Consider the following 26,781-nt stretch of genomic DNA (forward strand, 5'->3'; position numbering starts at 1 on the left):
AGGGATATTGGCGCTCTGCTTCGCCGCTATCTTGGCGATTTCCTGCTCTTCAAATTCGAGTAACGGCATGACGACGATTCCCGCAGAGGCATTTCCCGATCCGGTCGTTCGCGCAGCGGCGCAGGCGATCGTCGACAAGGATTTCGATTCCCAGCTTCGCGCCGCCGCGAGCGAGGGGAAGCTCGACTATATCGGACCCGAAGAAGATACCCTGCTGCTGACCGCTATCCTCGCCGACAATGCCGACGCGGTGAGGGCGTTGCTCCAGGCAGGGGCCAACCCGAATGCGCCGCAGGGCAAGGCGCCGCTTGGCGTTGCGACCTCGGTCGCTTCGTTCGAGGTGGTCGAAATGCTGGTCAAGGCGGGGGCCGACGTCAATGGGCGGGTCGGCTCGGAGGCGGCGATCTGGCGCGCCGCTCTCAGCAACCGTCGTGATGTCGTTCGCCTGCTGCTGGACAACGGGGCCGCGATCGACGTGGCCAACAGCGAAGGCGATACGCCCGCGATTGCGGCCGCGCAGGCAGGGCATTTTTCGATGGCGGCCGCGCTCGTGCAGAGCGGAGCATCGCCGTTCGCGGTTCCGGATTCCGGCATGACCTTGGGGTTCTGGGCGAACCGTTCGCGGCTGCCCGACGAGAGCGAGGAGGGGCAGGCCAAGAACCGCCTGATCCAGATGCTGAAGGAACGCGGATACTCCTGGCCTCCGCCCGGGCCCAAGGAAACGCTGGCCGCACAGGCCGCCGGCCAATGGCCGCCGAGCGGAGCGCGCACCGACTGACTTCGCCCGATCACCCGATCGATGGGTGATCCGCCCCATACCTGCGAGGATTGGCAGGCCGCATAAGAGTTCGCATCAGACGAACTCGAAATGCGGGGATTTAGCGATGCCATATTTGTCCAAGACGCTGAGCATGGCGGCAGTGGCCGCTCTCTGTCTTGCAGCCACGCCAGCAGCGGCGCAGCAACACCGCACCGGGGTTATCGAGATCGACAACGATTCAGGCGAAGAGCGGCGCATCTGCTTCTACAAGAACAAGAAGATCAACCTCGTATCCGAGGAATGCTTCGACGTTCCCGATGGCCGGACCGCGATCTATGTGCGCGGCGAGAATCGCGCAGAGGAGCGGTTCAAGGTCAAGGTCTTCCGGCTCGGGAAACTGCTCCCGAAATATCTCTACAGCCGCGACAATCTGCCGGGCGATACGGTCAATGTCAGAATCGGCAGCGGCGGAGGCTTTGGCTACAGCCGTTACCGCGCTCCGAGGCCGCCCAAGCCCGAATACCGTGTGAAGTTCTGCAACATGACCCAGCTGGATCCGGTGTGGATGATGATCGGCTCTGCTGGCGGGAATACTGCGATCAGCGAGGGCTTCTGGAGCATCCCCCACGACGAATGCATCACGATCAATTACTCCGAACGCCTGCAACGTGTGATCGGCGGCGATCGCGGAGTGCCGCTGATGACGATGTACCGCGCCTACACCGTCGGCGAAAACCGCCAGACCTGGGGCGGGATCGAGGACAACGAGGACCCCGAGCTATGCGTCAACACGCAGAGCAGGTTCGTCATCGATCAATGGGATCGGGGAGCGGGCCAGATGTATGGCTGCACTGGGGAAGGCGAAGCGAAGCTCCGCTTCCGCTATGGTTCAACGCTCGACAAGGATGCGCAGATGGGGCGAGTCAATTTCTAGGCCGGATCACGCCGCTGCGATCTTCGGAGCGGGTTCGGCGCGGCCATTCTCGTCGACGCTGCCGACGTTCACAGCGCTGGCATCGAAAAAGCGGTTGCGGCCCGAATTTTTCGCTTCGTACAGCGCGGCGTCGGCCTTGGAATAAAGCCTCTGCCAATCTTCGGGGGAGTGCATGATCCCTTCGGCGATACCGATGCTCACCGTAACCGGTTCGCCATGCGGCATCGGCGCCTCCCGGATGGCTGCGAGCACCTTGAGCGCAATCGAGCTGGGCAGCGCATCGTCGCTGCCGAGCAGAGCGAATTCCTCGCCTCCCAACCGGGCTGCGCTGATGCTGTTACCGTCAAACGATTGGATGATCCGCGCGATCTCGACCAGCACCTCGTCGCCGGTGTCGTGTCCATGCCGATCATTGATCGCCTTGAACCGGTCGATATCGATCAGCAGAATTCGCGCGCGCGCGCGATCCATCGCAAGCGCGTCGGCAAAATCCTGCAAGGCCCGCCGGTTGAGCAGCCCTGTCAGCGGATCGGTCAGCGCAAGCTGGCGATTTTCCTTCTGGAGCTTGAGTAGGCTGATGACATGGCGGTGATGCGCATTGATCATCCGCCACTGGAATAGCCCCGCAAGCAGCAGGCTCGACCCGGCCGCGAAGTTCAACATCTCTCCGCTCGTCAGCAAAAGAAGGGAAATCGGGGCAAGGTCGATCACCAGGTTGGCAACCGCGCCGATACGAACATTGGCGAGACAATAGGCGGTCGCGAGAGCGCCCATGACTAGAATAATCGGAAATTGCAGCCGATCGTCGACCGGAGCGTAGAGCCAGCTCAACACGCACCACGTGCTGCAGATCAAGGCTCCGAAGCAGCTAGAGATCGACGAATCGACCACGAAATGCCGGGCAAGCTTGGGGCTGTTGGTGAAATCGAGGGGGCGGCTGAGCATGGCAAAGCCGAGCAGGCAGTAGACACCCATGACCACCGGCATCCCCCAGCGCACGATCCACGGCACGGCATCGCTTCCTGCAAAAGCGGCCAGCGGCGTGGTCAGGAACAGGAAGAAGAACAGCCAGCGTGCGTTCTTCTGGACGTCGGACGCGGCGTGAATCACGAATTCGTCCCGAATATCGGGAGCAATGTCCGGCACGGCGTAGCGTGCGACTAACTTCTTGAAACCGCCCATAACTGTCGCGATAGCCGCGACCGGCTAATAACCGGTTACCAGTCGAGAAACCAAATAACATTTATGGTGACAAAGTATTCGGTCTAGATAACGGGAAATTTACTATACTATGAAAGTTGTCCTCTCGAATTGATCTCGAGAGGAATCCCAATGACGCAGCAGGCTCCCGTAAATCCCACTCTTCCGCAAAACGATCCTGCGAGCGAAAGGGCGCTGCGCGAGGCACAGCTTGCGCAGACGCAGAAGTCCTACGAATGGACCATCAAGGTGCCATCGCTGCCCGGTGTCCCGGCAGTGGCCAAGCTGCCCGCGCAGGAGGATCCCACGCTCGAATGGTGGCTGAAGTTGGTGCGGGTGGTTCTGCAACTCGCCAGCAACCAGATTGCGCTGGAAGAACAATTGATCGCGCAGGATCTCGCCGGTCTCGATCCCCTTGCGCTCGATGCCGACAAGGCTTTGATTGCGGCGGTCGAAAAAGACGTGGCCGCAATCGAAGCGAAGATCTGGGACGATATCTGGGGCAAGAAGGGCCTCGGCACGATCGTCAAGGAGGGGATCGATCTCGTCCTGGTCGAAACGGCGGTTTCGGATCTCAAGAATCACGCCGACAAGCTGCAAACGATCATAGAGCGCGACGGAGCGATCAAGACCGCGACCGGATCGGACGACCCGCGCTCGCTCGATACCTACCGCGACATCTTCAAGACGATCGACCTGCCGGCGATCGCCTTCACCTTCGAGGATGATCTCGAGTTCGCGAACCTGCGCGTTGCCGGACCCAACAGCGTGCTGATCGAGGCGGTTTCGGCGGTTCCGCGGGGTTGCGCGATCACGCCGCAGCAGTATGCGTCGGTGGTTCCGGGCGACACTCTTGCGAATGCGGTGGCCGAGGGACGCCTGTTCCAGTGCGATTACAAGGACCTCGCCACGATCGATCCCGGGACGTGGGAAGACAACGCCAAATACCTCACCTGCCCGGTTGCGCTGTTCGCGGTCCCTCCGGGAACCGGTTCGCTCGTCCCCGTCGCGATCAATTGCGATCCATCCAATCCGGCAAGCCCTGTCATCACGCCTTCGCTCGCCGGGGACCGGCAGTGGGCCTGGCAGATGGCGAAGTTCTGTGTGCAGGCGGCGGACGGCAACTATCACGAGCTGTTCGCCCACCTCGCCCGCACGCACCTGGTTATCGAGGCGGTTGCGATCGCCACGCACCGCCAGCTTGCCGAGGAGCACCCGCTCTGGGCGCTGCTGGTGCGTCACTATGAAGGCACGATGTTCATCAACGAGGCTGCGGCGACGAGCCTGATCACCAAGGGCGGACCGATCGATCATATCTTTGCAGGGACGATCGAATCGAGCCAGCAGACCGCTGCTGGTGCGCGGCTTTCCTTCGATTTCACCAAGGGCATGCTGCCCGCCGATATCGCCGCGCGCGGGGTGGGGCCGGATTCCGCGCTCACCGACTATCCCTATCGCGACGATGGCCTGCTGGTCTGGAATGCGATCGAGGAATGGGTGGGTGACTACATTCGGGTCTACTACGCATCCGACGCCGATGTCGCCGGCGACACGGAACTGGCCGCTTGGAGCGCCGATATCGCCGCCAACGGCAATCTCAAGGGCTTCTCCGCTCCGACGACAATCGCCGAGCTCGTCGCGACCTGCACCATGATCGTATTCACCGGCAGCGCGCAGCATGCCGCGGTCAACTTCCCGCAAAAGGCGATCATGGAATTCGCGCCCGCAGTAACCGGCGCGATGTGGCAGACCGCGCCCGACACGTTCGAAGGTCAGGACAAGACGCAGTGGCTGGCGATGATGCCGCCGCGCGAACTGGCGATCGAGCAGCTCAAGGTGCTCTTCCTTCTGGGCTCGATCTACTATCGGCCGCTTGGCACCTATCTCTCGCCGCAGTTTCCTTACCCGCAGTGGTTCCGGGACCCTCAGATCATCGGCGAAGGCGGCCCGCTCGACCGCTTCAACGCGGCGCTGCAGAATGTCGAGGCGACCATCACGGAGCGCAATGCCAACCGCCGGCGACCCTATACTGTCCTGCTGCCAAGCCTGATTCCGAGCAGCACGAATATCTGAAGCCGAGGGCCTCACGTCGCTCACTCGCAACGGGACGGAGGAAAGGCCTGTAACTTCACTTGGCGTTCACGTAGGGCGCGGCTATATCGTGCCCCATGTTGACCACGTTCCGCGTTCCGCTGCTGCGCGCCGCCCTGATCGGCGCGACCGTCCTCACCACCACCGCTTGTGCCGGAGGCTCGGCCGAAGAGGACGTCGCCTACGTCGCACGCGACGTCGAATCGCTTTATGCCGAAGCGCAGCGGCGGCTCGATCGCGGCAACACGCTGCTCGCCGCAGCGTTGTTCGACGAAGTGGAGCGCCAGCATCCTTATTCGCCATGGGCCCGCCGCGCGCAGCTGATGAGCGCGTTCAGCTATTACATCGCACGCGATTACAACAAGTCGATCCAGAACGCTCAGCGCTTCCTCTCGATCCATCCGGGCAACAAGGACGCGCCCTACGCCTATTACCTGATCGCCCTCTCCTATTACGAGCAGATCAGCGACGTGAACCGCGACCAGAAGATCACCGAACAGGCGCGCACCGCCTTGCAGGAGGTCAATCGCCGTTTCCCGCAGACCGAGTATGCCGCCGATGCCCGGCTCAAGCTCGATCTCGTCGAGGACCACCTCGCGGGCAAGGAAATGGAGATCGGCCGGTTTTACCAGCGCTCGGGCCAGTGGCTCGCCAGCGCATTCCGGTTCCGCAATGTGATCGATAACTTCGACACGACCAGCCATACGCCCGAGGCGCTTTACCGTCTGACGGAGAGCAATCTCGCGCTGGGCCTTCCGGAAGAAGCGGTAAAATACGCTGCTGTTCTCGGCGCGAACTACCCGGGCACCGAGTGGTACGAAAAAGCCTACGAGCTGGTCCAGGACCACGCGGCGGGCGTGACGCCAAGCTGATTTCCCAAGGCGCTCGCGGGGCGCCTTGTTCAGCGTAAGTTGTGGCGCTTGGGAGCGGAATGTCCGCTTACGACCCGATAGCGGACATTATGGGTCGACTCCTTGTGCTCTGCCTTCAGGAAATTTCGCGTATCCGGGCCCTCGCAGAAAGGTGCGGCGCAGATCGAGTAAACCCTTCTGCGGCTTGCGTTCAAGAAGCTTTTGAAAGACCGATTGGTGTAGTGTTGCGGACAGCGCCGGATTTGGGGGACTGCCGGCGAACGTCGAAATGAGGTAAAAAAACTGGGTAGGAGGGCGCTCGGACCTTGGGGCACCGTGGCCGGAGGGGGTGGGAATCTCACAGCTCAACAGCTTAGTTACATAAATCGGTGCATGTCGCGCAGACAAGGATTCAAAATGGCATTCGCGCTTATCTCGATATTAGCTGTAATTATCATCAACTTCATCCATTCCAAGTTTATTGGAGAAGTTATTGGATTACGCAGCAATTTAATACTATTTATTCTCTCAATTTCTATAAGCTATTTTTCTTTAATTATATTTTCCAATCCGCCGTTAGATGGGCCACTGGTGTACTCGATTTTAAATGAGACTGCCAGACTGTCCCTCGTTATTACTGCCATAAAGCTCTTTAAAGTTAGATTTCTTCCGGCCGCCTATTATTCTGTTGCAGCAATTACTTGGGCCGTCGGAGTTCAATCTTTACTAGGAATGGCTTCAGCGATGGGGAATGGTAATACCGAATTTCTTTGGGCCCTGTCTGATACAATTAATTATATCGTTCTTTCTATCGTTGCGGGCGTTGCCTACTTGAGGCTTAGTAGTAAGAAGGATATTCTTGAAATTTGGATTCTGATGATAGGATTCAATTTTTTGGTAGATAGGCATAGGGCGCTGCTGGAACTAGAAAGCACCTATGATTTCTTTGTCGGCACCGTTCTCATAGTCGCACTCGGTGCAGGGTATGTAATAGTAAGCGAGCGTCGCCGGAAAATTGGGAGCGCGCGGCCTCAAGAAGAAACATTAAGTTGACTGTGGTATATTTCGCAGTTGAGATTGTATGACCCGTGAGAATCCAATTTAGCAACGTCCGCTTCCCACCCCAATTTAGGCCGTTCATCTTACGCAGACAAAGACCGGAAAGCGGACAAACCTGTCCAAGCGATAGCTGTTTGCAACCAAACAACGTTGCGTGACGCGCCTGATCACTTGGGCTAACCATGCGGGGCCATGCTGACCCGCCTGTCCATCCGCAACATCGTCCTTATCGAAGCGCTCGATCTCGATTTCGGGCGCGGGCTCGGTGTGCTCACCGGGGAGACAGGGGCGGGCAAGTCGATCCTGCTCGATGCGCTGGGGTTGGTGCTCGGAGACCGCGCGGAGACAGCGCTGGTGCGCGCAGGCGCAGACAAAGCAAGCGTTACCGCCAGCTTCGAATTCGCCGCTCTTCCCAAGTCGATCGCCGAGGCTCTCGACGATGCCGATCTCGATATCGAACCCGGCGAACCGCTCATCATCCGGCGGCAGATGAAGGCCGATGGCGGGTCCAAGGCGTTTGTCAACGACCAGCCCGCCAGCGTCGCCCTGCTACGCGACCTCGCACCCGCGCTGGTCGAGCTGCACGGCCAGCATGACGATCGCGGCCTCGTGAACCCGCGCGGGCACCGGATGCTGCTCGATCGCTATGCCGGGACCGACATCGCGGGGCTCGAACGTAACTGGCAGCGCTGGGCGAAATCCGAGGCGCAGCTTGCCGAGGCGCGCGAGGAAGTCGAGCAGGCCAAGGCCGACCAGGACCTGCTGATTGCACACCTTGCCGAACTGACCGCTCTCGAACCGCAGGCGGGCGAAGAGGCAAGGCTCGCTGCAGCACGCTCGGACATGCAGAAGGGCGAAAAGCTTTCGGGCGAACTCGAGGAGCTGCGGCACGTATGGGAGGGTTCGGATTCCCCGCTCGCAGCATTGCGGGTGGCGGCGCGCAAGCTCGACCGGATCGCCCCCGAACACCCCTTGCTCACCGAAGCGCTGGCGGCGCTCGACCGCGCCGTGATCGAGGCGGGCGAAGCGGAGGAGAAGCTCGAGGCCGCCGCCGAGGCGCTGGTCCACGATCCCGCAGCGCTCGACGCAGCCGAAACGCGTCTGTTCGAACTCCGCGCGCTTGCCCGCAAACACCGCTGCGAGGTCGACGAACTGCCCCAGCAGATGCGGACGATGCGCGCGAAACTCGATGCGATCGAGGGCGGGGAGGCGCAACTCGATGCGCTCGAAGCGGCCGCCAAGGAAGCGCGTCAAGCCTATGTTACCTTCGCGGAAAAGGTCCAGAACGCGCGGATCAACGCCGCGAAGAAGCTCGACAAGGCGGTCGCGGCGGAACTCGCGCCGCTGAAACTCGACGCCGCGCGGTTCCTGACCTCGATCGGCAAGCTGCCCGAGGAAAAGTGGGGCGCGCAGGGAATGGACAGCGTCGAATTCCTGATCGCCACCAATCCCGGCGCGGATTTCGCCCCACTCGCCAAGATCGCGAGCGGAGGCGAACTGTCGCGCTTCATCCTCGCGCTCAAAGTGGCGCTGGCGGAGAAGGGCGGGGCGGCGACCATCATCTTCGACGAAATCGACCGCGGCGTCGGCGGGGCAGTGGCCTCGGCCATAGGCGAACGCCTCGCACGGCTCGCGGCGGACGAGGGCCAGTTGCTTGCAGTGACGCACTCTCCGCAGGTCGCCGCGCGGGGCGGCACGCACTACCTGATCGCGAAATCATCGAGCGGAACGGTCACCAAGACCAGCGTCGCACTGCTCGACGCCGCCGGACGTCAGGAGGAAATCGCCCGCATGCTTTCGGGCGCGGAGATTACGTCCGAAGCTCGCGCTCAGGCGGACCGGTTATTGGAAGGGGTCTAGTCGCCTTCAGCGAGCGCTGTTTGCAGGAACGCAGCAATGGCCGGAAAGCTCTGTTTTCGAGCTTCATTGTTCCCTTCTGGCGTACCGCCCATCCGCGCCAGGTTTTCGTAGTTCTCGTCACTCGGATCAAGTGGCTTTCCAAACATCATGTGCCCGGCATCCTCGTAGGCGATAACCTCGACCTCGGACTTGCCAGCAGCCCTCGCGCGCTCTTGTGCTGCGCGGCTCATACGGCACGACGGCCAGAGCGAGTCCTGCTCACCGCACAACATCAGGATGGGCCCATCGATGTCTTCCACCCTTATCGCGGCTTCGGGATGATCTGGTAGCTGGTCAAGGCTGAGCGAATACATCTCGCCCACGCCATCAAGGCCGAACCATTCGTACCATTCAAGTTCTACATAGGGCAGGTAGGGCACCGGCTCGCCACCGACGCTCCACGAAGATTCAAATTTCGACCGATCGAACTCTTCCCAGTCAAATCCTTGCCATACGGCATTTGCGGGCACATTCGCGACGACTGCCGAGATTGCCGGATTGCGCGATGCATAAAGCAATGCACCTTCGCCGCCCTTGCTCGTACCCATCATGGCAATCCGCGAAGGATCGATGTCATCGCGGCCCAGCAGCCACTCCATCGCCGCATCGAAGGTTTCAAGCGGCACCATGTGGAAGCTCTTGGTTTCCTCGGTGGTGCGATAATACCCGACATACAGCACGGAAAACCCCAAATCAGCGAAACGACGAGCGGTTTCATTCTGCGATTCGCGCAACCCTCCTTCCGATCCGCCCAGCATCAGGATCGCTGGTCTCGGTCCATCTCCCTTGCCGGGGAAGAAGTTGGCGGGGCGATCGTTTAGCGTGATGCGGGTGCCGCCTTCGCCCGGGTCGTCAACCGTGATTGGCGGCGGGCCGGGCATCATGAACCACATGATCGCCATTGCGATGACAATCAGGCCGACAAGTGAAAGACAGCCAATGCCGATCTGTCGGCGTGTTCGCATGCTCGATCCCCTGTTCGTGTCTTTCCATTTGTGCAATGCGTTTGGCTATCAGCAAGACCGCAGCGATGAGTCTTCGGTGAACAGCGTTCCCGTATGACGGAAGCCGAAGCCGCCAATGAACTCACGCGCTTAGTGCGCGAGATCGAGCGGCATGACAAGCTCTATCATGCCGAAGAGGATCCCGAGATCAGCGATCCCGAATACGATGCTCTGGTGCGTCGTAATCGCGAGTTGGAAGAGGCCTTCCCGTACCTAGTCCGCGACGACAGCCCCTCGCGCAAGGTCGGTCACCAGATCGCCGCGTCGCCGCTGTCCAAGGTCACGCACGAAGTTCGCATGATGAGCCTCGAAAACGCCTTCAACGCAGAGGAGGTCGGTTAATGGGCCGCGCGATTGAAGCGCTTCCTCTAGCTGGCCGAGGACGAACCCTATGCCTGCACCGCCGAAGACAAGATTGACGGGCTGTCCTGCTCATTGCGCTACGAGAATCGGGCGCTCGTGCGAGCAGCCACGCGCGGAGATCACCAGCGAGGCGAGGGCGCAGGCGGACCGGCTGCTGGAGGGGGTCTAGCGCTCCATCGCCACACGCGCCGACTGCGCCAGTCTCTGCCTGCTCGTGTTGCCCGGCACGGCGACCGACACAGCCGGATCGTATTTCGCGCCGACCCCGTCGCTGTCCGGGGCGACATAGATCTCCACCCGCGTGCGGCGATAGGTGCTCGCGTCATAGCGGACCCAGTAGCCATCCGGATGCAGGCTCCAGCGGTTCGGCGGAACCTCGCGGCTGCCTTCGCCGATCGGAGCCATGCCGGAAAGAACGGCCACACGCTCGAGATCGCGGTAGCTGCTGCCACCGCGCAGCATCCGGCGCATGTCGGCTTCTGCGCGCAGCACCTGGCCGACAGGTTCCGGCACGCCGCCGATTAGGCCCATCACCTGCCGGTTGGTCAGCACGTCGATCGCGTTGCGGTTGAGCGAGGCGAGCTGGCGCTGCGAAAGAAGCCGCGCAGCGGTTACCTGCTTCTCGCGCGAAAGATCCTCGAACTTGGCGCGCGCTATGATCGCCCACAGCAAGACCTGGATATCGCGCTGCGGGATATCGTTAAGCTCGACCGAACGGCGCAGGATCGTTTCGACCGCGTCCTTCTGCGGCCCTTCGAGCGGACCGTAGAGATAGCCACTACCGCTGCTCGGCCCATAGGTCCCGGCCTTGATGCAATAGGTCTGCGCGGTCATCGCATAGTAGCCTTCGGCGAGGACGAAGCGTCCCTCGTCGTCGAGCGGGAGACTGGCAAGGTCCATCGGCTCACCGGGGTCGAAACCATCGCGTGAGGGGTCCTCATAGACAGCATCGGTGATGCTCGTGGTGATCGGCGGTTTGCCCTCGATAAGATTGGGCAGCTTTACCTCGGGTGCGAGCCGTTTGATGAGGCCACCGAGCTGCGCTTGCACAGGCGGTGCCGAGACAAGACCGAGCCCGATTGCGGTCAGAGCCAGCATTAAGAAACGAAACATCGAATTCCCCCTCTGATTTCATTCGATACCCCATTGGATAGCGGGCCTAGCCGGCAGATTATTGTTTATAGGCGACAATCTGACGGTGGGTCCGGATGGCGGAGCCTTGCGTTCCGGGGCGCTATTCCTCTGTCATGCTGAGATAGATGAGCGTCATCATCGACATGGCACCATAGACCCACGATCCGTGGTCCGGGCCGGTGCCGTTCGGCATCTGCCACAGCTGGTACCCAGCGACCGCGATCACTTGAAACAGGCCCCACCAGTTCGCGATAGCACAGCCCAGGCCGATCTTCGCCCAGCGCTTGGCCAACCGGAATTCCTCGGAGCCTTTGCCCCGGCTGCTCCACATGATCCACGCACCGTACATCAACAGCACACCCGCAGCGAACTCGAGACCGAAGACCAGCACCATTGCGACAATGATCAATGGTTCGGGAGGCACCGGTAACAGGGTTACAGGATAGGCTTCCTGGCCCTGGTGGCTCGTCACGTAGGTGAAGAATGCCTGCGCCTCGCCGATATTGGCAAGGTTGTGTGCGAGATACATCAGCGCCATCGCGCCTATTATCGCGCAAGTGAGTATCTTTAGCTGACGGTCGATCATCGGTTTCCCCCATCGAAACGCGACCCGATGACGATGCTTCTTTGGGCTCTTTTGCCCGCGCCCAGCTTCATGCATAGCGGCGGGCATGGGAATCGATCAAACCGCTCCTGTGGATATGGACGAAGCGCAGGCCGCCAACGAGTTGATGCGTCTCGCGCGCGAAATCGCAAAGCACGATCGGCTCTATCACGCCGAGGACGATCCGGAGATTTCGGATCAGGCCTATGATGCGCTGGTGCGCCGCAATGCCGAGATCGAGGCGCAGTTTCCGCACCTGATCCGCGACGATTCTCCCTCGAAAAAGGTCGGATACCAGGTCGCCGCCTCGCCGCTGTCAAAGGTCACGCACGAGGTTCGCATGATGAGCCTCGACAACGCCTTCAACCGCGAGGAGGTCGAGGAATGGGTTGCGCGTGTACGCCGCTATCTCGCGCTGGACGAAAGCGATCCGGTTGCGATCACCGCCGAGGACAAGATCGACGGGCTGTCCTGCTCGCTGCGCTACGAGAATGGTAGGCTTGTGCGCGCCGCGACCCGCGGGGACGGACAGGTGGGCGAGGATGTAACGCCCAATGTCGCGCACATTGCCGACATTCCGCAGGAGCTGCCGGCCAAAGGAAAAAACGCTGTGCCCGAAGTGTTCGAGGTGCGCGGCGAAGTCTACATGTCGAAAGCCGATTTTGCCGCGCTCAATGCAGCGCAGGAAGAGGCGGGCGGCAAGATCTTCGCCAATCCTCGCAATGCCGCGGCAGGATCTTTGCGCCAGAAGGATGCGAGCGTCACCGCGAAAAGGCCGCTGAAGTTCTGGGCCTATGGATGGGGAGCTACCTCGGAAACACCCTGCGATACCCAGCACGCGATGATGCGGATGATCGAGGGCTGGGGTTTTCCCGTCTCGCCGTTCCTCACGGTCTGCAACGGCACCGACGCGCTTATCGCGCAATACGACGAGATCGGACGCCAGCGGCCCGACCTCGGTTACGAGATCGACGGCGTGGTCTACAAGGTCGACCGGCTCGATTACCAGCAGCGGTTGGGATTCGTCGCCAAGGCGCCGCGCTGGGCGCTCGCGCACAAGTTTCCCGCCGAAAAGGCCGAGACCACGCTGGAGTCGATCGACATCCAGGTCGGGCGCACCGGAAAGCTCACCCCGGTAGGTCGCCTCGCGCCGGTGTTGGTGGGCGGGGTGACCGTCACCAACGTCACTCTGCACAATCGCGACGAGATCGAGCGGCTCGGCGTGCGCCCAGGCGACAAGGTGGTGATCCAGCGCGCCGGGGACGTCATTCCCCAAGTTGTGGAAAACCTCACCCGCGAAGTCGAACGCGAGCCCTTCGTCTTCCCCGATACCTGCCCCGAATGCGGCAGCGAAGCGGTGTCGGAAGAGGGCGAGGTCGATGTGCGCTGCACAGGCGGTCTCATATGTCCGGCGCAACGCACTCAGAGGCTTGAGCATTTCGTCAGCCGCAAGGCGCTCGACATCGACGGTTTCGGCTCGAAAACCATCGCGCAATTCTTCGAGAAAGGCTGGCTCGAAAGCCCTGCGGACATCTTCCGGTTGAAGGACAGGAAAGACGATATTCTTGCTCTTGAAGGATGGCAGGACAAGTCTGTGGAAAACCTGTTGGCCGCTGTGGAAAGCCGCCGCGAGCCCGACGCCGCACGATTGCTGTTCGGATTGGGCATCCGACACGTCGGCGAAGTCACCGCCCGCGATCTGATGAAGAATTTTCACGAGCTGCCCAAGCTGCGTGAGATCGCCGAAAACGCCCGCGCTGGGGATGAGGACGCCGCAAGCGAACTCACCAGCATCGACGGGATCGGACCGTCCGTGGTCGAGGCGCTCGGCGATTTCTTTCACGAACCGCACAATGTCGCGGTGTGGGAAGACCTGCTCAGCCTCGTGAACCCGCCGCGCTACGAGGTCGAAACGCTCGACAGCCCTGTCGCTGGCAAAACGGTGGTGTTCACCGGCAAGCTCGAAACCATGAGCCGCGACGAGGCGAAGGCGCAGGCCGAACGGCTGGGAGCCAAAGCCGCAGGATCGGTCAGCGCCAAAACCGATTTGCTCGTTGCCGGGCCCGGCGCGGGTTCGAAGCTGAAGAAAGCGCAGGAACTCGGCATCGAGGTGATCGACGAAGCGGGCTGGGCGGAGATCGTGGCGCAGGCCGGATAGCAACTGGGGGATGCATGCGGAAATTGGCGACGGGCCTGATTGGGATTGGTTTGATCCTTGCCATCGCGGTTGCGATCGCCTGGGCGACATCGCCCGATCCGCGCGGCAATCCGGCGAGTTTCGAGGATGCTCCACTCGACCCCGGCTTGGCATCGCTTGACGAGGCGTTGACGCTGGCGAGCTATGCGACGGCAGATGGCGGCGTTGCGACCCTTCTGGTGACCGGCTCTGACGAGAAGACCGTTAGCGGGGTCGATCTGGCGGGTCTCGGAGCCTCCCGCACCGGCAATCCGCTGCGCGACCTTGCGGGCATCCAACGCGAGCGGATCGATGAGGAATCGATCGACAAGTTGCCGCAGGTGTCCGTGGCTATCGCCGACCTGCTGCCGGCCGCTCCGGGCGGCGACCGACACATCGGGACGGGCACCAATTTTCCCGAACACGCAGAAGAAGCGAACAGCAGCGCGGTCTTCCAGTTCCCGAAATTCGGCAAAGCCACACCCGCACGCACGAGTGTGAAGGCGAGATCCGGGATCCTGCTCGACTACGAGGTCGAACTCTGCATGCGGTTCGATCGCGACATCGCCAGCCTGGCCGATTTCGATGCGGCGTTGAAGGGGCTGTTCCTGTGCGGCGACTTCACCGATCGCAACGCGCTGGTCGAACTGGCCGACCCCGACAATCTGGATTCCGGTTACGGTTTTTCCGATGCCAAGAGCGGCCCCAATTCCTTTCCTTCGGGTCCGTTCATCGTCGTACCTCGCGACTGGAAAGCCTTCGCCGAAACGGTTCGCATGACCACCGCGGTAAATGGCGAAGCCCGGCAGGATGCACGCGGAGCCGAGATGACGCTCGACTTCCGCGAGCTTGCCGAACGTGCGCTGGCGGACATGGACCGCGAACGGTTCTTCTATGAAGGGAGCTTCTTCCGTCTCGCACCCGACGGGCGGATCGGAGAGGATATGACCCTTATGTCGGGAACATCCGAAGGCGTAATCTTCACTCCGCCCTCGCGTGCGGACTATATCGAGGGTGTGCTCGCCTGGGCGCTCGCGGGCGGGCCGCTTTCGGAAACGGGGTTGGTGGATACGGTGAAACGCAGGTTCGTCGAAAACGAGCTGGAGACGCAGCATTTCCTGCAGCCCGGCGATACCGTGATCCACGGCTCGAACCGGCTCGGTACGATTGAAGTCCGGGTGGTCGGGTAGATGGCTTCGCCGCTTACACTTGCAGAGCTTCACCCGCAGGCTGTCCGCATCGCCGAGGCTCTCAAGGCTCGCCGCGAAAAGGTCGCCGTGGCCGATGGCGCGACAGGCGGGCTGATCGCGGCGGCGTTGCTCACCGTGCCCGGGGCGCTCAAGTTCTATGTCGGTGGCGGGATCGTCTACTCCTTCAGGGCGCGCGACGTGCTGTTCGACCTTCCGCGCGAGGCTTATGAAGGGATGACCTCGGCAAGTGACGACTATGCACTGCTCCAGGCCCGTGCGATCCGCGACAATCTGCGCGCGGACTGGGGTATCGCCGAAAGCGGTTCGGCAGGGTCGAGCAGGCATCCGATGGGCGTGGCCTCGGGGCGCAGCGTCGGGGCGGTGGTCGGCCCCGGGATCGAACGCACCGCGACCATCGAGACCGCGAGCGATGACCGGATCGCCAATATGGAGGCCTTCACCCGCAACGCGCTCGATCTGCTCGAGGGCACGCTGGGCGAAGCGCCCTAATCGTTGGGCATGAGGTAGATCTCGCGCACCGCCGCTGTTTCGGGCTGCGACAGCGTGAACATCACCGCATTGGCGACATCTTCGGCCTGGATCTTGGTCGGCTTGGGCTCGTCGAAGAAGGCGGTGTCGACCATCCCCGGCGCGATCACGGTCGCCCGCCCGCCGAATTCGCGCATCTCCTCGGCGAGGTTTTCGCCGAAACCGTGCACGAACCACTTGGTCGCCGAATAGACCGACCCCTTGAAGGTGTCGCGCCCCGCTTTCGAGCCGGTGACGACGAAGTGACCCTTTGTCTTCTTGAGATGCGGGATCGCTGCATGTGCGGCGTAAAGGACGGCCATGATGTTGACGTCGATCATCGCGCGCCATTCGTCGGGATCGCCGTTCCCGATGCCGGGCTTGCTCACGCCCGTGCCGGCATTGGCGAAAACCGCGTCGATCCCGCCGAAATGCGCGGCTGTACGCTTGAGTGCTTCGGTGACTTCGTCGCGCTTGGTAACGTCGCACGGATGCGCAAGCGCGGCGTCGCCGATTTCGCCTGCGAGCGCTTCAAGCTTGTCCGCCGATCGCGCCAGCAGCGCGACGTTCCAGCCCGCTTCCGCCGCCGCTTTGGCGGTTGCCGCTCCGATGCCGGAAGATGCACCCGTGATGACGAGGGTCTTGGCCATGATATTTCCCTTTGAATTGTCTGTGTTCCCTCAATCAAAGGGTGGATTCGCCGCTCGTTCCGAAAAAACATTGCGACGCTGTCGAATCCGGCTTGCCTCATGCGTCCTTGTATCGGAGCCTCGCCCCGTCGGCGCGGCCAGCCAAGGAGACGACAGATGCAATACATGCTGCTGATCATTGAAGACGAGAGTGTCTACGAAGGCGAAAACGGCGCCGCGATCATGGAAAAGACGCTCGCCGGTCACATGGCGCTCGCCCAGAAATGGGCCGAGAGGGGTGTCGCATTCAGCGGGGAACGCCTGAAGCCCGCCGAAACCGCCACAACCATCAAATGGGACCACGGCAGCCATACGCTCCACGATGGTCCGTTCGCCGAGACGCACGAGGAACTGGGCGGCTTCTACATCATCGATGTCGCCAGTCTCGATGAGGCACTCGAATGGGCCAAGCAGATCCCGGTCCCGGGCAAAGGGGCGGTCGAGGTACGTCCGGTCTGGCCGATGGAGCATTGAACCGGACAACCGCCCTTGCGGGAGCGGCGCTGGAGGCGCGGCCACGGGTCATCGCTGCCCTGGCCGCGCATCTGCGCGACCTCGACCTTGCCGAAGAGGCTTTTGCCGAAGCGCTGGAGGCGTGCCTCGCGCTCCCTGAAGCGCCTCGCAACGTGGCGGCGTGGCTGCTCACTGTCGGCAAGCGCAAGGCGGTGGATGCGATCCGCCGGCGTGGTGCGGAGGCGCGCGCGAGCGAAGCTGCCGCGCTGGCAAACCCGGGAGACGGCGACATGGCCGATATCCTTTCGATCCCCGATCCGATCCCCGACGAGCGGCTGCGGTTGATCTTCATCTGCTGTCATCCCGCGATCGCGCTGGAGGCCCGCGCCGCGCTGGCGCTCAAGGTCATCTGCGGCCTGCCCGTGGGGTCCATCGCCCGAGTTTTCCTAGCCAGCGAGCAGACGATGTTTCAGCGCATCACCCGCGCCAAGGCGAAGGTGCGCGAGGCCGGTGTGCCGTTCGAACTGCCCGCCCGGCGGTTCTGGAATGAGCGGCTCGATGCGGTGCTGCTGACGCTCGAGCTGGCTTACACTGTCGCGTATCAGGATGCCGCCGGCGAGCTCGACGCCGAGCTCTCGGCTGAAATCGAGCGGCTTTCGGCGATGGTCGCAGAACTGTTGCCCGAGGAACCCGAGGCGCTCGGTCTGGCCGCGCTGGTGACGCTGGCGCGGTCGCGCGAGGCGGCGCGGGTCGATGATATCGGCGCGATGATCCCGCTGTCGCAACAGGACACGCGGCTCTGGAATTTCGACGCGATCGAACGCGCGCGCCGCTGGCTCGATAGCGCAGCGGCCATTGGGCGCACCGGACCTTATCAGGTGATGGCGGCGATTCAGTTGACCCATGCACGGCGCGCTTTCGACGGGCGCACCGACTGGAAGGCGGTCCTGATGCTCTACAACGCGCTGATGGGGATGAGACCCGGTCCCATGGTCATGCTCAACCGCGCTCTGGCGCTGGCGGAAGTCGAAGGTCCAGAGGCTGGCCTGGAGGCTCTCGTCGGCTTGCCCGAACACCGTTTGCGCAGCGCGCGGCCTTTGCATGTCGCACGCGCCAACCTGCTCGCGCGAACGGGGCAAAGGGATGCTGCGGCAAAAGCGCTCGACTGCGCGCTCGCGCTCGATCCGCCGAGAGCCGAACGGCTGTTCCTCGAGCGCCGCCGGATTCAGCTTGCGACCGCCTAGTCGGGACCGATCGGCGGGACCCACTTCATCACCCCGCCCGTCATCGGGGTCCACCAGCCGGTCTTGATGCCCGCCTCGGCGAGCCTGTCGCTGCTCCACTGGTTGCAGGTGTTGCCGAGGTGATAGGTTCCCCGCGCATCGTAGAAAATGTCGTGCACTGAATAGCCCGGATAGGTCCTGCGTGTGTCTTCGGGAGCGAGCTGCGAGGCGATTTGCCCGGCGAGCAGGCGGTATTGTTCGCGGGTCACCGTGAGCGGGCGGAAATCGTCCGCCGGGGCGGGGCGGACATACCACGCGACGTGCAGCACGCCTTCGCCGCCGGTCATCGCGTCGAGCACCGTGGTAACCCTGACATCGCCCCAGGTCGGCGTTTCGAGGAAGAAGGTCTTCTCGCCCCAACTGACCGAGACATGGGTGTAGTCCCTGTCCGGAGTAGCGATATCGCCGAGGGGAAAATGGCCGCGCCAATCAATGATGTCGTTGGCAATCGGCATGATGATTTCGGTGTGGACACCGTTGGTCCCGATCAGGATCTCGACCCCTTCGTCGGGCTCGGTCCAGTCGGGATTGCGCGGGATCGATGATCCGATCCATGCCGACAGGAAGAACAGGACGGGCAGGGCGAAGAGAAGGGCCGTGATCCCGCCGGCGATACGCCGCGCACGGCGTGATCTATCGGCCATAGCTGTGCCGACGCCTGAACCACAGGATCGCCCAGTCGCCGCGCTGGAGACGCGCGACCGGGCGAAACCGCGCGCGGCGGTAGGCGCGCCGCACAGCTTGCTCCTGCTCGCCCGCAAGCAGGCCCGCCAGCACCAGACTGCCGCCCGGCGAAACCGAGCGGCCGAAATCGGGCGCAAGCTCGACCAGTGGCCCGGAGAGAATATTGGCGATCAGCAGGTCGTAAGGGCCACGCAGTTTGAGCAGCGGGTGGTCCATGCCGTCAGCGATCACCATCGTCATCGCGCCACGCTCGGGGCCCGGCGTCACGCCGTTGAGTGCCGCGTTTTCCGCGACCACCCCAGCGCACACTGGGTCGATATCCGAGGCCGTCGCTTCGGCATAAGGCCAAAGCGCAAGCGCGGCGAAACCGAGCAGCCCGGTTCCGGTCCCGATATCGGCGATGCGTCGGGCTACGATACCCCGCGCCTTCATCGCGTCGAGCATTTCGAGACATCCGGCGGTGGTTTCATGCTGCCCGGTGCCGAACGCCTGGCTCGCCGGGATCGCGAAGTTGATCGCATTGTCGGCGGGCGGATAGTCGGGCGTGTGGACGTAGAAGCGGCCCGCACGGATCGGCGGAGTGCCTTGCTGGCTCAGCGTCAGCCAATCTTCGTCAGGTAGTTTCTCGATCGTGATCGAGGGCACCTTGCCTTCGAACAGGCTGGCAAAGGCCTGTTTTTGTGCGGCGCGGGGCCTGCGCGGATACCAGCCTTCGAGCACCCAGTCGTTGGGGCGATCCTCGGCAATCTCGCTTCCCGAGATGACGAGATCGTAGTCCCATTCCTCGATCTCGTCGTGGGCCAGAAGGGCGGCTTGAACGACACGCTTGGGCGCGAAGGCGCTCAGCTTCCAGCCTGCGCTCACTCGGCAGCTTCCTTGGCAAGCCGATTGTCGAGCCGCCGTCCAACCGCTGCAGCATAGTCTTCGCAGCTCACTCCTCCCTCGAACGAGCCGGTTGCCGAGCGTTCGACCATTTTGCTCGCGGACGGATGGGGCGTAAGCAGGATGTCGCATTCAGCCGCAGCGATGCGGGCAATCCCCCCGCGATATGCCGCGACATAGTCCGGATGATCGGAGAAGCGATACGCGTCGCTGCTGACCGGGCTCATGCTGTCGGCATAGACGATGGTTCGGCAATCGGCGCCTTGGCACGATACCCACGACCAGCTCATCGCACCGGGAGTGTGGCCGGGCGTGACGAGCGGTGTCATGCCGAATCTCTCCAAGAGAGCGGGGGCAGTGCCATGATCGAACGGCTGTCCGCGCGTGATCCGCGCCATCGGCTCGTGCATGCCGGCCTGCGGATCATCGGGGTGATCCTTGCCCGAAGTCATCACATAGACCCCGATCTCCGACGAGACGACCTCGGCTCCGGTCGCGGCTTGCATTCGCGCCATACCCCCTACGTGGTCGAAATGCTCGTGGCTGTTCAGCAGCAGTTTGACATCCCCGGGATCGAAACCGAGAGTGCGGATGTTCGTGAGCACGATTTCCGCACCGCCTTCGGTGCCGCTATCGATGAGGACATGACCGTCTTCTCCGGTAACCAAGACCGCCGCAATCCCGCAGGTGCCCACGTAATAGGTATTCCCGTAAATCGGGAAGGGGCTGGCGGGCTTGTCCCAATCGTCCCAGTCTTCGCACTGTTCATGCAGCCAGATCGGTCCACGTCCCATTTCAGCGGGCTCGGGGCTAGCGGAAGGCTCAGCCGGGGCGCTCGCGCAGGAGCCTAGCGTGATGGCCAGAAGCGCGGCCATTGTTTGGGTGTTACCGGACAAAGCTCGCTCCATTGGCGTCGATCACCGCGCCGGTCATGCTCGGCGGGGCATCGAGCGCGCAGAATTCGATTATCCGCGCGATCTCTTCGGGTTCGGCGACACGGCCCAGCGGGATATCGGCGAGCAGGCCGGGGCCACCCCGGCTTTCCAGATAGTCGCCCGCCATGCTCGTATCGGTGAAGCCCGGCGTGATCGCGTAGCTCAGGATGCCCTCATTTGCATAGGCGCGTGCAATGCTCTTGTGCATCGCCACCATCCCGCCCTTCGCCGCCGCATAATGCCAGTGCGCGGGCGAGTCGCCGCGATAGGCCGCACGGCTGGCGACATGGACAAGGCGTCCGCCGGTTCCGCGCGACTGCCAGTGGCGCACCGCAAAGCGGGACAATTGCGCAGCGGCTGTGAGGTTGATGCGCAGTGTGTCTTCCCACGCATCGAGCCACTCGATGTCGGAACGGTCGAGCCGGTTCGCTTCGAACAGACCGGCATTGTTGATCACCGCCGCGATCTGCCCGCCCGAACGGTCCATCGCCTCTTCCCACAGGAAGTCGGCGGCGCCCGGATTGGAGAAATCCGCCGCTATCGTGTTCGCATCGAGCGCGCGGGTGCTGTGCCCGATGACTTTTTCCCCGCGCGCTTCGAGCGCCGTGCGTGCCGAGGCGCCGATCCCGCGGCTTGTTCCCGTGATCAGAATGAAACTCATGCAGCCTCTATCCAAAACTTTGCAAGCCGAGTCGAGCGTCACACGCTTGCCTCATGCGACAAGACCGCTAAGTGGGTGGGGCAAACAGGCATAAACGGGATAATCATGAGCCAAAGACCGCTATCACCGCACCTCCAGATATGGCGGTGGGGACCGCACATGCTGGTATCGATCCTGCACCGCGCAACCGGCGACGGGATGGCGCTGGTCGGTCTGGGCGTCCTCGTCTGGTGGCTGGGCGCTCTCGCGAGCGGGCCCGGCGCTTACGAGATTTTCACCGGAGCGATGACCTCACCGATCGGTTATGTCGTGATGGTCGGCCTGAGCTGGGCATTTTTCACCCACCTGATGAGCGGTCTCAGGCACTTCGTGCTCGATATCGGCGCGGGTTACGAGCTCGACGCCAACCGCTTCTGGTCGATCGCCTCGCCGGTGATTGCCCTTATTCTGACCATCGCCCTCTGGGCTTACCTGCTGCTGGGGAGCTGAGGACATGGGTAACGGAACTTCCATCGGCCGCGTTCGCGGGCTCGGATCGGCGCATGACGGCGCGCATCACTGGCTCGCCCACCGGTTCACCGCGATCAGCAATCTTGTTTTGATGAGCTGGTTCATCGTCAGCCTGCTTTTGCTGGGCGACTACGGCTATGCCTCGGTCGCACAGTGGATCGCGCACCCGATTTCGGCGACCGCGATGATCCTGCTGGTGATCAGCCTGTTCGCCCATGCCCGGATGGGGCTTCAGGTCCTGATCGAGGACTATGTCCACAATTCGGGCACGAAATTCGCAGCGCTGATGGCGCTCAACATTGCGGTTATCGGCGGGGGCGCCTTCGCGATCTTCAGCGTCGCCACTCTCGCATTCGGAGGTCAGGCCTGATGGCTACGACAGGTTATAATGCCAATGGCGCGCTCAAAGGCGCCTACACTATCGTCGATCACACTTATGACGTGGTGGTCGTGGGCGCGGGCGGTTCGGGCCTGCGCGCGACCATGGGCGCGGCCGAAGCGGGCCTGCGCACGGCCAATATCTCCAAGGTTTTCCCGACCCGGTCGCACACCGTCGCAGCGCAGGGCGGCATCGCCGCCTCGCTCGGCAACAACACGCCCGATCACTGGTCGTGGCATATGTACGACACGGTGAAGGGTGCCGACTGGCTCGGCGACCAGGACGCGATCGAATATCTCGCGCGCGAAGCACCGCAGGCGGTCTACGAACTGGAACACGCAGGTGTGCCGTTCAGCCGCAACGAAGACGGGACGATCTATCAGCGCCCGTTCGGCGGCCACATGCAGAACATGGGCGAAGGCCCGCCGGTACAGCGCACTTGCGCTGCCGCCGACCGCACGGGGCATGCGATGCTCCACGCGCTTTACCAGCAGAGCCTCAAATACGACGCCGATTTCTTCATCGAATATTTCGCGCTCGACCTGATCATGGCGGACGTCGATGGCGAGAAGAAGTGCGTCGGCGTGATGGCGATGTGCCTCGATGATGGCACGATCCACCGCTTCCGCGCGCAGAGCGTGGTGCTCGCGACCGGCGGCTATGGCCGCTGCTATTACACCGCGACATCCGCGCACACCTGCACCGGCGATGGCGGCGGCATGGTGCTGCGTGCCGGCCTGCCGCTGCAGGATATGGAATTCGTCCAGTTCCACCCGACCGGAATCTACGGGGCGGGCGTGCTCATCACTGAGGGCGCGCGCGGCGAGGGCGGATACCTGACGAACAGCGAAGGCGAACGCTTCATGGAGCGCTATGCGCCTTCGGCCAAGGACCTTGCTTCGCGCGATGTCGTTTCGCGTTCGATGGCGCTCGAAATGCGCGAAGGGCGCGGCGTCGGCCCGGATGGCGACCATATCCACCTGCACCTCGATCACATCGATCCCAAGGTTCTCGCCGAGCGCCTGCCGGGCATCACCGAAAGCGGCAAGATCTTCGCCGGGGTCGACCTGACCCGCGAAGCGCTGCCGGTGACGCCGACAGTGCACTACAACATGGGCGGCATCCCGACGAACTATCACGGGCAGGTGGTGACGCTTGGCCCGGACGGAAATCCCGACCATGTCGTTCCGGGGCTTTACGCCGCGGGTGAGGCCGGGTGCGTTTCGGTCCACGGCGCGAACCGCCTCGGCTCCAACTCGCTGATCGACCTCGTCGTGTTCGGCCGCGCGATCGGGCTGCACCTCAAGGACAATATCAAGCCGGGCGACAGCCAGCCCGAACTTCCCGCCGACAGCGCAGACTTTGCGCTCGGCCGCGTCGACCACTTCCGCTATTCCGAGGGCGGCTCGCCGACGGCGGCAATCCGCGCCGACATGCAGAAGGCGATGCAGAAGCACGCCGCCGTGTTCCGCGACACCGCGCTGATGGACGAAGGCGTCAAGCAGCTGGCCGAGCAGAACAAGCGGATGGAGGACATCCACGTTTCCGACAAGTCGCTGATCTGGAACAGCGATCTGATCGAAACGCTCGAGCTCGACAATCTCATGGCGCAAGCGAACGTGACCATGGCTTCTGCGGCGAACCGCAAGGAAAGCCGCGGTGCGCACGCGCACGAGGACTTCCCCGATCGCAACGATGAAGAATGGATGAAGCACACCATCGCCTGGTTCGAAGGCTGGGGCGGCAATGGCGGCGAGATCAAGATCGACTATCGCCCGGTGCACGAATACACGCTCACCGACGATGCCGAGTACATCAAGCCCAAGGCGCGTGTGTATTGATCCGCAGAGATGTGGTGCCGCGCTGGCCGGGTGAGGCTCGGCGGCGACCACTCCTGGGCCAATGACCATTGTCGGCTTGACCCGCACGACACTCGCGGGCAGCTTTGCCGCATGAAACGTCGCGCTCTTGTCGGCTTCGCCGCTGTTATGCTGCTCGCATCTCCGTCGTCGGCACAGGAGCGCGACGGCAACCCCAATCAACCGCCCGAGCATACCGAGCCTTTTCCCAACCTTTCCACCGGCAAGAACCGGGCGGAAGCAATGCGCAGTTTCGAGCTTGCGCCGCATATGCAGCGCGGGGTTCCGGCGAAGGAAATGCTCGAACAGAACCGTCGGCTCTCGGCCGCGCTCGATGCGCTCGCGCCGCAGCGCCCGGGGGTTGTCGATGCCTTTGTTCTCACCATTGCGCTCGACAGCGACCCGGTCTTTGCCCGAGAGGCGCGTGAGGCCGGCAGGGTGCTCTCGCGCCGCTATGACGGGGCAGGGCGCACGCTGACTTTGGCGGGTCCGGACGGAACCCGCGACGATCTTCCCCAAGGCTCGATCCGGTCGCTGCTGCTGAGCCTGGCGCATATCGGCGAGATCATGGACCCGTCCGAGGACGTGCTGGTGCTCTACACAACCAGTCACGGGGCGAAGCTCGGTCTCGTCAATCACTACGGCGACACAGTCTACGGCATTTTCTCGCCCGTGCGGCTCCGCCAGGTGCTCGAGGAGGTCGGGATCACCCGTCGCCTGCTGATTATCAGCGCGTGCTATTCGGGCGTGTTCGTGCCCGAGCTTGCCAGTCCCGACACCGCGATCCTGACTGCCGCCTCGTCGCAGCGCAGCTCGTTCGGCTGCGAAGCGGAGAACGACTGGACGTTCTACGGCGATGCGCTGATCAACAACGCGCTGCGCAAGCCGCAGCCGCTGAAAGCAGCCGCAAGTGAGGCCACCCGCCAGATCGCGGTGTGGGAGACGGAACGGCGGCTGCTCGCCTCGCTTCCGCAGACATCGGTCGGCGGTAATGTGTCGAGCTGGCTCGGTGAACTGGAAAGCCGGATGCCGCAGGTCGCCACCGCACCTGTGGGCCGTCCGGCGATCGGCGATGGCAGGACTACTTCGCCGGATCCTCGACGCGCCGGGCGTCGATGATCGTAATCGGCTCGGCGATCATCTGACCTTTCATGGCTCCTTCGCCGAGCTCCGGATCGGTCGGCGCGGCATGGATTGCGGCGACTATGTCCATCCCCTCGATAACGTATCCGAACACCGCATAGCCGTTCTTCCACACCGGATCGTCGGAGCCCGGTTGTGCGTCGAGCCCGGTCTGGTCCTGCAACATGATCGAGAAATCGCCGTTCGCGGTGCCCGGTTCGCCCATCGCCATCGATAGTGCGCCGCTGGTGTGGCTCAGCCCGGTCTGGGTGGTGGGCTCGTGCTGTATGCCGGGCAACACCCGATCGGGGTCCCAGCGCGTGCCTCCCTGGATCAAGCCGTTGGGGCGGGGCTCGCGGTCGAGCCGCATCGTGCGGTAGAACGCCGTGCCGTCGAAGCGGTCCTCGTCGACGTAGCGCAGGAAATTGCCCGCGGTGATCGGCGCGCGTTCGGTTTCGAGCGCGATAGTGATGTCGCCAAGCTCGGTCTCGAGCACGACGTTGACCGTGTCATATTCGGTGTTGTCGACTTCGGTCGCGGGCGGCGGTGCCAAGGCGGTGTCATCGGCAGCCGCAATCACCTCGAACTTCATGACCAGCGTGCGCTGGCTGCCCGAGAAATTGTTGTCGGACGCGAGATAGAGGTAGGTGCGTCCCGGCTCTTCGCGCACCGCCAGCCCTTCGAAATTGTCGAGCGCAAGTGGCGGCAGGAGAATTGCAATGGTTTCGGGATCGCCCGTGGGTGGAAGCAGCACGATCGCCGCGCGGTTGCCTTCTTCAGGACGGTAGCTGCGGAAGAGCACATAACAGGTTCCGTCGCTTCCGCAGGCGGCATCGGTCGGCGCGCCGCCGTGCTCCGCCAGCTGTCTTGGTGGCGCAATGGCAAAAGACCGAGCGCCATTGCCATCGACCCGCATGCAGTTCGGTTCATCTGGAACGGCGATCTCGGCACACAGCAACAGCCCCTCCGGATAACGGGCGAGTGCTTCCAGCCCCTTGTTCGGCTCGGTGATGGCGAGCATCCCTTCGGTGGTGAAGGGAAGGGCGGTCGCTTCGGATGCAAAGTCGCGATAGCCCCAGATCCGGTGATCCTGTTCGAAGCTGACCAGCCAACCATCGGTGTCCGATCGGGTCAGGCCCTCGGCATCCGCCTCTTCCTTTTCGCGCAGGCGCTTGCCGCGTTGGTCGAGCAAAGGGCCTGTTTCGGCACCGATCATATCGACCAGTTTGCCGCCGATTTCGTCGGGCGTAAGGATCAGCCAGCGGCCGTCATCCATCACCGCGTAGAGCTTGCCCTCGTGCCATTCGAGCCCCGAAATGCCGCCGATCTCAGCCTCTCCGGGGCGGATTTCGACACCTCCCCTATAGATAAGTCCGTCGAATTGCTCGCGGTCAAGATCAGACGGGTCGAGATCCACGGGCACCGTTTCGAGAAAGAATTCTTCGGCGCTCGCCGTTGGTGACAATGCTACGGCGAGGGCCGCAAATACGGAAAGAATGGCGGATCGGTAAGTCATTCGTCCGGTGATATC

The 26,781-nt window shown here is 62.7% G+C and carries 25 protein-coding genes and 1 pseudogene; 16 read left to right on the top strand and 10 right to left on the bottom strand.

Translation table 11 applies throughout. The features are described from left to right. The first annotated feature begins 67 nt into the window (after nt 1-67). Nucleotides 68-778 (top strand): ankyrin repeat domain-containing protein, encoded by a 711-nt coding sequence (locus ACI5KX_RS07890; RefSeq protein ID WP_406810122.1) that lies wholly within the window; start codon nt 68-70, stop codon nt 776-778. 106 nt (nt 779-884) lie between these two features. Continuing rightward, nucleotides 885-1,694, top strand: coding sequence for a hypothetical protein (locus ACI5KX_RS07895; protein ID WP_406810123.1), 810 nt, complete (start codon nt 885-887; stop codon nt 1,692-1,694). Between the two features lie 6 nt (nt 1,695-1,700). On the opposite strand, the gene ACI5KX_RS07900 is transcribed toward ACI5KX_RS07895, so the two are convergent. Further along, nucleotides 1,701-2,876, bottom strand: coding sequence for a GGDEF domain-containing protein (locus tag ACI5KX_RS07900; RefSeq protein WP_406810124.1), 1,176 nt, complete (start codon nt 2,874-2,876; stop codon nt 1,701-1,703). A 150-nt stretch (nt 2,877-3,026) separates the two neighbouring features. On the opposite strand from ACI5KX_RS07900, the gene ACI5KX_RS07905 reads away from it, so the two are divergent. From ACI5KX_RS07905 to recN, 4 genes are all read left to right on the top strand, one after another. Then, nucleotides 3,027-4,967: a lipoxygenase family protein gene (locus ACI5KX_RS07905; RefSeq protein WP_406810125.1), complete on the top strand. Its 1,941-nt coding sequence runs from the start codon at nt 3,027-3,029 to the stop codon at nt 4,965-4,967. A gap of 95 nt (nt 4,968-5,062) precedes the next feature. Further along, complete coding sequence (locus tag ACI5KX_RS07910) at nt 5,063-5,857, top strand: outer membrane protein assembly factor BamD (protein ID WP_406810126.1); 795 nt, start codon at nt 5,063-5,065, stop codon at nt 5,855-5,857. 396 nt (nt 5,858-6,253) lie between these two features. Further along, nucleotides 6,254-6,889, top strand: a complete 636-nt coding sequence (locus ACI5KX_RS07915; RefSeq protein ID WP_406810127.1) for a hypothetical protein — start codon at nt 6,254-6,256, stop codon at nt 6,887-6,889. 198 nt (nt 6,890-7,087) lie between these two features. Further along, nucleotides 7,088-8,755 (top strand): DNA repair protein RecN, encoded by a 1,668-nt coding sequence (recN, locus tag ACI5KX_RS07920; RefSeq protein WP_406810128.1) that lies wholly within the window; start codon nt 7,088-7,090, stop codon nt 8,753-8,755. On the opposite strand, the gene ACI5KX_RS07925 is transcribed toward recN, so the two are convergent. After that, nucleotides 8,752-9,696, bottom strand: a complete 945-nt coding sequence (locus ACI5KX_RS07925; protein ID WP_406810129.1) for an alpha/beta hydrolase — start codon at nt 9,694-9,696, stop codon at nt 8,752-8,754. The genes recN and ACI5KX_RS07925 overlap by 4 nt on opposite strands. A 156-nt stretch (nt 9,697-9,852) precedes the next feature. On the opposite strand from ACI5KX_RS07925, the pseudogene ACI5KX_RS07930 reads away from it, so the two are divergent. After that, a pseudogene (locus ACI5KX_RS07930) lies at nt 9,853-10,296 on the top strand (NAD-dependent DNA ligase LigA); the annotation flags it as partial. A gap of 30 nt (nt 10,297-10,326) precedes the next feature. On the opposite strand, the gene ACI5KX_RS07935 reads toward ACI5KX_RS07930, so the two are convergent. Both ACI5KX_RS07935 and ACI5KX_RS07940 read right to left on the bottom strand, forming a co-directional pair. Next, a complete protein-coding gene (locus ACI5KX_RS07935) occupies nt 10,327-11,274 on the bottom strand; it encodes a hypothetical protein (RefSeq protein ID WP_406810130.1) in 948 nt (315 codons plus the stop codon). 121 nt (nt 11,275-11,395) lie between these two features. Beyond that, nucleotides 11,396-11,881, bottom strand: coding sequence for a DUF2165 family protein (locus ACI5KX_RS07940; protein ID WP_406810131.1), 486 nt, complete (start codon nt 11,879-11,881; stop codon nt 11,396-11,398). An 85-nt stretch (nt 11,882-11,966) separates the two neighbouring features. Between ACI5KX_RS07940 and ligA the strand changes: the two genes are divergently transcribed. The 3 genes from ligA to ACI5KX_RS07955 are packed head-to-tail and all read left to right on the top strand — an operon-like array spanning nt 11,967 to nt 15,775. Continuing rightward, on the top strand, nt 11,967-14,057 hold the full coding sequence (gene ligA / locus ACI5KX_RS07945) for an NAD-dependent DNA ligase LigA (RefSeq protein ID WP_406810132.1): 2,091 nt from the start codon (nt 11,967-11,969) through the stop codon (nt 14,055-14,057). 50 nt (nt 14,058-14,107) lie between these two features. Next, nucleotides 14,108-15,265 carry a fumarylacetoacetate hydrolase family protein gene (locus tag ACI5KX_RS07950; protein ID WP_406810133.1) on the top strand — a complete coding sequence of 386 codons (1,158 nt, stop codon included), beginning with the start codon at nt 14,108-14,110 and terminating at the stop codon, nt 15,263-15,265. Further along, a complete protein-coding gene (locus ACI5KX_RS07955; protein WP_406810134.1) occupies nt 15,266-15,775 on the top strand; it encodes a CinA family protein in 510 nt (169 codons plus the stop codon). On the opposite strand, the gene ACI5KX_RS07960 is transcribed toward ACI5KX_RS07955, so the two are convergent. Continuing rightward, entirely contained in the window at nt 15,772-16,443 is a 672-nt protein-coding gene (locus ACI5KX_RS07960; RefSeq protein WP_406810135.1) for an SDR family oxidoreductase, read from the bottom strand. The genes ACI5KX_RS07955 and ACI5KX_RS07960 overlap by 4 nt on opposite strands. A gap of 156 nt (nt 16,444-16,599) precedes the next feature. On the opposite strand from ACI5KX_RS07960, the gene ACI5KX_RS07965 reads away from it, so the two are divergent. Continuing rightward, on the top strand, nt 16,600-16,956 hold the full coding sequence (locus tag ACI5KX_RS07965; protein ID WP_406810136.1) for a YciI family protein: 357 nt from the start codon (nt 16,600-16,602) through the stop codon (nt 16,954-16,956). Further along, nucleotides 16,953-18,179 (top strand): RNA polymerase sigma factor, encoded by a 1,227-nt coding sequence (locus tag ACI5KX_RS07970; protein ID WP_406810137.1) that lies wholly within the window; start codon nt 16,953-16,955, stop codon nt 18,177-18,179. Before ACI5KX_RS07965 ends, ACI5KX_RS07970 begins: the two co-directional genes overlap by 4 nt. Here ACI5KX_RS07970 and ACI5KX_RS07975 read toward each other — a convergent pair. The 4 genes from ACI5KX_RS07975 to ACI5KX_RS07990 all read right to left on the bottom strand — a co-directional run bounded on the left by ACI5KX_RS07975 (nt 18,176) and on the right by ACI5KX_RS07990 (nt 21,380). Next, nucleotides 18,176-18,862 carry a DUF2459 domain-containing protein gene (locus tag ACI5KX_RS07975; protein WP_406810138.1) on the bottom strand — a complete coding sequence of 229 codons (687 nt, stop codon included), beginning with the start codon at nt 18,860-18,862 and terminating at the stop codon, nt 18,176-18,178. The genes ACI5KX_RS07970 and ACI5KX_RS07975 overlap by 4 nt on opposite strands. Beyond that, nucleotides 18,852-19,766, bottom strand: coding sequence for a 50S ribosomal protein L11 methyltransferase (locus ACI5KX_RS07980; protein WP_406810139.1), 915 nt, complete (start codon nt 19,764-19,766; stop codon nt 18,852-18,854). The genes ACI5KX_RS07975 and ACI5KX_RS07980 overlap by 11 nt, the downstream gene beginning before the upstream one ends. Then, complete coding sequence (gene bla / locus ACI5KX_RS07985; RefSeq protein WP_406810140.1) at nt 19,763-20,578, bottom strand: subclass B3 metallo-beta-lactamase; 816 nt, start codon at nt 20,576-20,578, stop codon at nt 19,763-19,765. Before bla ends, ACI5KX_RS07980 begins: the two co-directional genes overlap by 4 nt. Before the next feature lie 91 nt (nt 20,579-20,669). Next, the gene (locus tag ACI5KX_RS07990; protein WP_406810141.1) at nt 20,670-21,380 is read right to left on the bottom strand and encodes an SDR family NAD(P)-dependent oxidoreductase; all 711 of its coding nucleotides are present in this window, start codon (nt 21,378-21,380) and stop codon (nt 20,670-20,672) included. A 105-nt stretch (nt 21,381-21,485) separates the two neighbouring features. On the opposite strand from ACI5KX_RS07990, the gene sdhC reads away from it, so the two are divergent. From sdhC to ACI5KX_RS08010, 4 genes are all read left to right on the top strand, one after another. Continuing rightward, a complete protein-coding gene (gene sdhC / locus ACI5KX_RS07995; RefSeq protein WP_406810142.1) occupies nt 21,486-21,869 on the top strand; it encodes a succinate dehydrogenase, cytochrome b556 subunit in 384 nt (127 codons plus the stop codon). Between the two features lie 4 nt (nt 21,870-21,873). Next, the gene (sdhD, locus tag ACI5KX_RS08000) at nt 21,874-22,260 is read left to right on the top strand and encodes a succinate dehydrogenase, hydrophobic membrane anchor protein (protein ID WP_406810143.1); all 387 of its coding nucleotides are present in this window, start codon (nt 21,874-21,876) and stop codon (nt 22,258-22,260) included. After that, a complete protein-coding gene (sdhA, locus tag ACI5KX_RS08005) occupies nt 22,260-24,110 on the top strand; it encodes a succinate dehydrogenase flavoprotein subunit (RefSeq protein ID WP_406810144.1) in 1,851 nt (616 codons plus the stop codon). Before sdhD ends, sdhA begins: the two co-directional genes overlap by 1 nt. A 111-nt stretch (nt 24,111-24,221) precedes the next feature. After that, entirely contained in the window at nt 24,222-25,247 is a 1,026-nt protein-coding gene (locus ACI5KX_RS08010) for a C13 family peptidase (RefSeq protein ID WP_406810145.1), read from the top strand. On the opposite strand, the gene ACI5KX_RS08015 is transcribed toward ACI5KX_RS08010, so the two are convergent. Then, complete coding sequence (locus ACI5KX_RS08015; RefSeq protein ID WP_406810146.1) at nt 25,210-26,766, bottom strand: esterase-like activity of phytase family protein; 1,557 nt, start codon at nt 26,764-26,766, stop codon at nt 25,210-25,212. The genes ACI5KX_RS08010 and ACI5KX_RS08015 overlap by 38 nt on opposite strands. Between the last annotated feature and the right edge of the window lie 15 nt (nt 26,767-26,781).

Source organism: Erythrobacter sp. GH1-10 (assembly GCF_045363165.1).
GTDB lineage: Bacteria > Pseudomonadota > Alphaproteobacteria > Sphingomonadales > Sphingomonadaceae > Erythrobacter.

Excerpts from the sequence above, each read along its gene's own strand:
- ACI5KX_RS07890 (WP_406810122.1), top strand. The coding sequence starts at position 68 with ATGACGACGATTCCCGCAGAGGCATTTCCCGATCCGGTCGTTCGCGCA.
- ACI5KX_RS07895 (WP_406810123.1), top strand. The coding sequence starts at position 885 with ATGCCATATTTGTCCAAGACGCTGAGCATGGCGGCAGTGGCCGCTCTC.
- ACI5KX_RS07900 (WP_406810124.1), bottom strand. The coding sequence starts at position 2,876 with ATGGGCGGTTTCAAGAAGTTAGTCGCACGCTACGCCGTGCCGGACATT.
- ACI5KX_RS07905 (WP_406810125.1), top strand. The coding sequence starts at position 3,027 with ATGACGCAGCAGGCTCCCGTAAATCCCACTCTTCCGCAAAACGATCCT.
- ACI5KX_RS07910 (WP_406810126.1), top strand. The coding sequence starts at position 5,063 with ATGTTGACCACGTTCCGCGTTCCGCTGCTGCGCGCCGCCCTGATCGGC.
- ACI5KX_RS07915 (WP_406810127.1), top strand. The coding sequence starts at position 6,254 with ATGGCATTCGCGCTTATCTCGATATTAGCTGTAATTATCATCAACTTC.
- recN (WP_406810128.1), top strand. The coding sequence starts at position 7,088 with ATGCTGACCCGCCTGTCCATCCGCAACATCGTCCTTATCGAAGCGCTC.
- ACI5KX_RS07925 (WP_406810129.1), bottom strand. The coding sequence starts at position 9,696 with ATGGCGATCATGTGGTTCATGATGCCCGGCCCGCCGCCAATCACGGTT.
- ACI5KX_RS07935 (WP_406810130.1), bottom strand. The coding sequence starts at position 11,274 with ATGTTTCGTTTCTTAATGCTGGCTCTGACCGCAATCGGGCTCGGTCTT.
- ACI5KX_RS07940 (WP_406810131.1), bottom strand. The coding sequence starts at position 11,881 with ATGATCGACCGTCAGCTAAAGATACTCACTTGCGCGATAATAGGCGCG.
- ligA (WP_406810132.1), top strand. The coding sequence starts at position 11,967 with ATGGGAATCGATCAAACCGCTCCTGTGGATATGGACGAAGCGCAGGCC.
- ACI5KX_RS07955 (WP_406810134.1), top strand. The coding sequence starts at position 15,266 with ATGGCTTCGCCGCTTACACTTGCAGAGCTTCACCCGCAGGCTGTCCGC.
- ACI5KX_RS07960 (WP_406810135.1), bottom strand. The coding sequence starts at position 16,443 with ATGGCCAAGACCCTCGTCATCACGGGTGCATCTTCCGGCATCGGAGCG.
- ACI5KX_RS07965 (WP_406810136.1), top strand. The coding sequence starts at position 16,600 with ATGCAATACATGCTGCTGATCATTGAAGACGAGAGTGTCTACGAAGGC.
- ACI5KX_RS07975 (WP_406810138.1), bottom strand. The coding sequence starts at position 18,862 with ATGGCCGATAGATCACGCCGTGCGCGGCGTATCGCCGGCGGGATCACG.
- bla (WP_406810140.1), bottom strand. The coding sequence starts at position 20,578 with ATGGGACGTGGACCGATCTGGCTGCATGAACAGTGCGAAGACTGGGAC.
- ACI5KX_RS07990 (WP_406810141.1), bottom strand. The coding sequence starts at position 21,380 with ATGAGTTTCATTCTGATCACGGGAACAAGCCGCGGGATCGGCGCCTCG.
- sdhC (WP_406810142.1), top strand. The coding sequence starts at position 21,486 with ATGAGCCAAAGACCGCTATCACCGCACCTCCAGATATGGCGGTGGGGA.
- sdhD (WP_406810143.1), top strand. The coding sequence starts at position 21,874 with ATGGGTAACGGAACTTCCATCGGCCGCGTTCGCGGGCTCGGATCGGCG.
- sdhA (WP_406810144.1), top strand. The coding sequence starts at position 22,260 with ATGGCTACGACAGGTTATAATGCCAATGGCGCGCTCAAAGGCGCCTAC.
- ACI5KX_RS08010 (WP_406810145.1), top strand. The coding sequence starts at position 24,222 with ATGAAACGTCGCGCTCTTGTCGGCTTCGCCGCTGTTATGCTGCTCGCA.
- ACI5KX_RS08015 (WP_406810146.1), bottom strand. The coding sequence starts at position 26,766 with ATGACTTACCGATCCGCCATTCTTTCCGTATTTGCGGCCCTCGCCGTA.